At 52.6% G+C, this 340-nt stretch carries 1 pseudogene; it reads right to left on the reverse strand.

What is annotated here, in order from left to right:
• Positions 1-340, reverse strand: a pseudogene (locus tag AAEY88_RS12705) (hypothetical protein); the annotation flags it as partial.

Consider the following 340-nt stretch of genomic DNA (forward strand, 5'->3'; position numbering starts at 1 on the left):
CCGCTGTCATTTAAGACTAGATCGACAGTGATGTTAGCGGCGGTCGAGTCCAGATTATCGACATCGGTGTCGTTAACGCTGTTGCCGTTATTGTCTAACGCGGTGGCAGACACGGTGATGTCGCCATCAACTAATGTGGAAACATCGACACCAGCACTGCTGTAGTTGCCGTTGGCATCGAAGGTGACATTTGGCACCGTGACTTGGGTGCCGTTGGCATCAGTTAATACTAACGTGACGGTTGAACCTGGGGCCACATCGGTGGTGGTACCGCTAATTACGGCGTTTGCGACCCATTCGAACACCACTAGATCAACACTGCTCTGAACGTCGGTCGCGT

It is taken from the genome of Psychrobacter sp. CAL346-MNA-CIBAN-0220 (assembly GCF_040309805.1).
Classification (GTDB): Bacteria; Pseudomonadota; Gammaproteobacteria; order Pseudomonadales; family Moraxellaceae; genus Psychrobacter.